The following is a 4,556-nucleotide window of genomic DNA, read 5'->3' as shown; positions in this document are numbered from 1 at the left end:
GCTGTCCTTTCGTCTCCGGGAAAAATTTAAGTTTGACCTAGCGTTTTATACTGCCCATTCTCAACAGCCATCCTCTGCATCCTCGACCTCCACCACCACTCAAAATCCTACGGCTCTCGGTGATGAAGTTGTGCGGCTGATTAAATTTATCGTGGCTCGACGCGGGCAGTTTAATCATCTCAACCTTGCCCATATTTTTCTAGGACAAACTAAAGAGATTCGCTATAAAGCATTCAAGAAAAGCCTGTGTAAATATCTCCTCTTCTCTGTAGAAAAGCAGAATGGAGCATCGATCTTCCGGCACAATTTAAGTCATAAACTAGACGAGCTTTATACAACCCATAACAATCGCAAACTGGATGATGCCTTACTGCTGCGCACCTGTAACCGCATTATTGAATATCTGACCAGCGAAGATGGCCAGCAGCCCTCCACTATGTTTGCCCTACTGCTATCCCAGGGTAATCCACTCACCTTGGTGATTGTGCTGCTTAAGATCATTCTGATTTGCAACTATTCACGAGTACATCTTGAATCGCGAATTGCTGTTCTGATTCGATATTATGAAAATCTTGCGGAAGAGGATTGTCGATGGGTTCTGAACTTCTTGGAAGTATTTCGAATCACCATGACCATCCATGCAGAGAATATTGAATATAACTTAGTGCATCCCCAGGTGAACCATCTTGAAGAAGCTGGAACAACCATCACCGTGAAAGAATCTGACCAATATCGCATTTTTTCCCAGGCAAAACGCTGTCAAGAGTTTGATGATGATGCTATATTGCAGCACATCGCCAACCTAGAGGCGATCGCTGAAGATCAACCCGAGGCTACGGAGGATGCAGAGTAGCTAGGGATGCGATGGGAGTCATCATGTCGAATTTATCCTACGATACGCTAGCAAACCGAGAATGGTGGGCGCAACGCTGGATCGACCACCTCGAATCGTTTGGGCGAATGCCCCGCCTGGCCCGCGCTCGCAACTATGCCCGTGAAGGCAATGTGGTGAAATTAGCATTCTCTGGATCGAAGGTGCTGGCTCGGGTACAGGGAACTGCGCCTGAACCCTATCGAGTTTCTCTATCCCTCGATCAATTTGAGGATGAACAGTGGCAATACGTGATCGAATCTATGTCTGAACAGGCGGTGTTCTCAGCCAAGCTGTTAGCTGGAGAAATGCCCCAAACCATTGAGGAAGTATTCACAGCCAATGGTCTCAGCCTGTTTCCGTTAACCAAATTTGATATTCATAGCAAATGCTCCTGTCCTGATAAGGCCAACCCTTGCAAGCATATCGGCGCGGTGTACTACCTCTTAGGCGATCGCTTCAGTGATGATCCTTTTGTCTTGTTTCAGCTACGAGGGCGGACGAAAGATCAGGTGATTGCCGACCTACGGCAGATGCGTAATGCCGGCAATACAGAGATCCCAGAATCAGAGCCCGTTTCCCTACCAACAGAAGCGATCGCCCTCGACCAAGTGTGGATTTATGAAGAACAGCTAGAATCGTCCCTTGTGGTGATTGCACCGACCCTAGGCACCGAAACCGTGTTGGATACCCTAGGGCCGCTTCCCTTGAAACTGGATGTTACGGGCGGGGCCGCGAATGTGTCTCAGACGCTGACGGAAGAACTTCGGGGTATCTACAGTCAGGTGAGCCAGCAAGCTGTGCTCGATGCCATGCGGGCCGGGCAATCCGAGTCTATGAACTAACGGCTAGGTATCCAAGGGTGTAGACTCTACACCCTTGGAAGCAATTCTCATTTACAGCAGCTTGTCCAATCCGCATTGCCCTATTGTTCCTATGCTGAGCGTGGGAATACTCCAGGCAGCGCTCCTGCGTTCAGACGTTAATAGTCGTGGGAGAAGAGTCGCAGGAGCCACCAAGACAGGTATCAACGCAGGAGCGCTAGCACCATTAAGATCGGCTAGGTATTTTAGGGTGTAGACTCCACACCCTGGGCGGATATCTAGACAAGGACAAACTTCAGAACAAAAATGACGGCTAGAACCCAGAGGGCTGGGGTAACTTCATGGGCCTTCCCTTGGAAAGATTTAATCAATGGGTAGGTAATCAACCCGGCGGCTAAACCATCGGCGATGGAGTAGCTGAGGGGCATAATCAGCAGCGTCAGAAACGACGGGATGGCCTCTGCCGGATCGCCCCAGCGCACCTGGGAAATACTGCCTGCCATCAACACCCCGACAATCAACAGGGCTGGTGCAGTAGCAAAGCCTGGAATAGCTGAGAGGAGCGGAATGAAGAAGATCGACAGGGCAAAGAGAATAGCCGCTACGATCGCCGTGAAGCCGCTACGTCCCCCTTCTGAGATCCCCGATGCTGATTCGATGTAGGTGGTGACGGTTGAGGTGCCCAAAACTGCACCGGCAGTCGTGCCGATCGCGTCGGCCATGAAGGCTTCATTGGCTTTGGGGAGTTCCCCATCGTCTTGGATGTAGCCGGCTTTCATGCCCAACCCCGTGAGGGTGCCGACGGTGTCAAACAAGTCTACAAACAGGAAGGCTAGGATAATGGCAAACAGCTCAAGGGGGTTGATTTGAAAGAGCGATCCTAGACCAACAAAGGCTTGCCCAAACAAATCAGTGGGCCACTGAGGGAAGCCAACAATGCCGCTGGGCCAAGGCGCGATGCCGACAATCCAACCCAAGACAGCGGTGGCTAAAATCCCCCACAGCAAGGCTCCTATCACCCGACGGGCCACAAAGGCGGAGGTGATCAAAATGCCAATCAGTGCCATGATGGTTGGCCCTTGAGACAGATTGCCCAGAGAAGTTTTGGTGGCTTCATTGGCGACAATAATGCCGGCTCCGCCAAAGTCTGGGTTACCCGAGAGGGCAATGTAGGCAATAAAAAGTCCAATTCCTGCGGCGGTGGAATGTTTAATACATTCGGGAATGGCTTTGATAATCAGGGAGCGGACATTGCCTAGGGTGAGGGCAATGAAGATCAGTCCTTCCACAAAGACGGCGGCTAGGGCTACACGCCATTCAATGCCTAAACCAATCACCACCGAAAAGGTGAAATAGGCATTCAAGCCCATACCAGGCGCTAGGGCGAAGGGATAGTTGGCATAGAGGCCCATAAACGCAGTGGCGATCGCTGCTGACAGGGCGGTGGCGATCGCTAATTCACCAAATAGATCACCGGACTCGGTGAGAAAAATAGCATCGGAGAGGATCCCCGGATTCACCACCAGGATGTAGGCCATGGTGATAAACGTGGTCACCCCGGCGAGAATTTCGGTGCGCAGGTCGGTTTTTAGCTCTGCAAAGCCGAAAAACTTAGCAATCCCGGTTTCAGGACTGGGATCCGGGGGTGGGGGTGTTTCGAGAGAGCTGGGCCCTATGGGCTCTTGGGTCATTGCACTACCTCACATCATCCAGACGAGAATTTTAGGATAGTACCACCCATCACCATTCCTGAGCGATGCCACCATCACGGAATGACGACACATGGTCTGCTCAGTAGCCTAGATCAAGGTAAGGAAAGGTGCTGCGTTGATTGCTACAGACATAGACTCCGTGGATGGACTGACCCTAGGAGCCTAAAAACTGGCCAATCCGCTGCACAGCTTCCGTGAGGCGATCGGGATCATGGACGAGGGCAAAGCGTACATAGCCTTCTCCCGATTTGCCAAATCCGGCCCCGGCGGAGGCGACTACCCCCGTTTGCTCCACCAGTTGGGTGCAAAAGCCTAGGGAATCTTGCTGCCATGGGGCCGGTAGCTTGGCCCAGATATACATGGTGGCGTCGGGGACGGGAACCATCCAGCCAATCTGCTGCAGGGTCTGGACAAAGGCATCTCGCCGCTGGCGGAAGGTCTCGACGGATTGCTTGAGGTGATCTTGTGGGCCTAGCAGGGCAGCGATCGCCCCGTTCATGATGCCGAGATATTGGTTAAAGTCCACCACGGCTTTTACCTGCCGCAGGGCCTGAATCACCTCAGCGTTACCGATGGCATAACCAATGCGAAAACCGCCCATGTTGTAGGACTTGGACAGGGTGAAAAATTCGATGGAAACGGTCTTTTCGGGGTCGGCCTGCAGGATCGAGGGGGCGATCGCCTCCCCAAACACCAGATCGCCGTAGGGAAAATCATGCACCAGAATCAGCTCATGGCGTTGGCAAAACGCCACGGCCTGCTGAAAAAAGGAGAGAGGGGCGATCGCGGTGGTGGGATTGTGGGGATAGCTGAGCACCATCATCCGCGCCTGGGCCAAGACCGCAGCAGGAATGTCTTCAAGCACAGGCAAAAACTGGTTCTCTTCTCGCAGAGCCATGGAATAGACTTGCCCATTGGCTAAATGTACCCCCCCAGCATGGGAGGGATAGCCAGGATCTTGCAGCAGGGCAAACTCCCCCGGATTGAGCACCGCTAAAGGCAGGTGGGCTGTACCCTCTTGAGAGCCAATTAAGGTGAGGACTTCCGTTTCTGGATCGACGGCAACGCCATACCGCTGGGTATACCACTGGGCGACGGCATCCCGAAATGGGCGAGTGCGGTTGAACAGGAGGTAGCCGTGGGTGCTGG

The 4,556-nt window shown here is 52.7% G+C and carries 4 protein-coding genes; 2 read left to right on the top strand and 2 right to left on the bottom strand.

Features of this window, described 5'->3' with window-relative positions; all coding sequences use genetic code 11:
- Positions 1-853: hypothetical protein (locus V6D20_15890; protein ID HEY9817261.1), on the top strand; the 853-nt coding region annotated here is incomplete at its 5' end.
- Positions 854-876: 23 nt separating this feature from the next.
- Positions 877-1,716 (top strand): SWIM zinc finger family protein, encoded by an 840-nt coding sequence (locus V6D20_15885; GenBank protein ID HEY9817260.1) that lies wholly within the window; start codon positions 877-879, stop codon positions 1,714-1,716.
- Between the two features lie 257 nt (positions 1,717-1,973).
- On the opposite strand, the gene V6D20_15880 is transcribed toward V6D20_15885, so the two are convergent.
- Together V6D20_15880 and V6D20_15875 are read right to left on the bottom strand one after the other, a co-directional pair.
- Positions 1,974-3,386, bottom strand: coding sequence for an NCS2 family permease (locus V6D20_15880; protein ID HEY9817259.1), 1,413 nt, complete (start codon positions 3,384-3,386; stop codon positions 1,974-1,976).
- A 175-nt stretch (positions 3,387-3,561) separates the two neighbouring features.
- Positions 3,562-4,556: LL-diaminopimelate aminotransferase (locus tag V6D20_15875; GenBank protein ID HEY9817258.1), on the bottom strand; the 995-nt coding region annotated here is incomplete at its 5' end.

It is taken from the genome of Candidatus Obscuribacterales bacterium (assembly GCA_036703605.1).
Lineage (GTDB): Bacteria > Cyanobacteriota > Cyanobacteriia > RECH01 > RECH01 > RECH01.
This window is presented reverse-complemented; position numbering and strand designations above follow the sequence as displayed.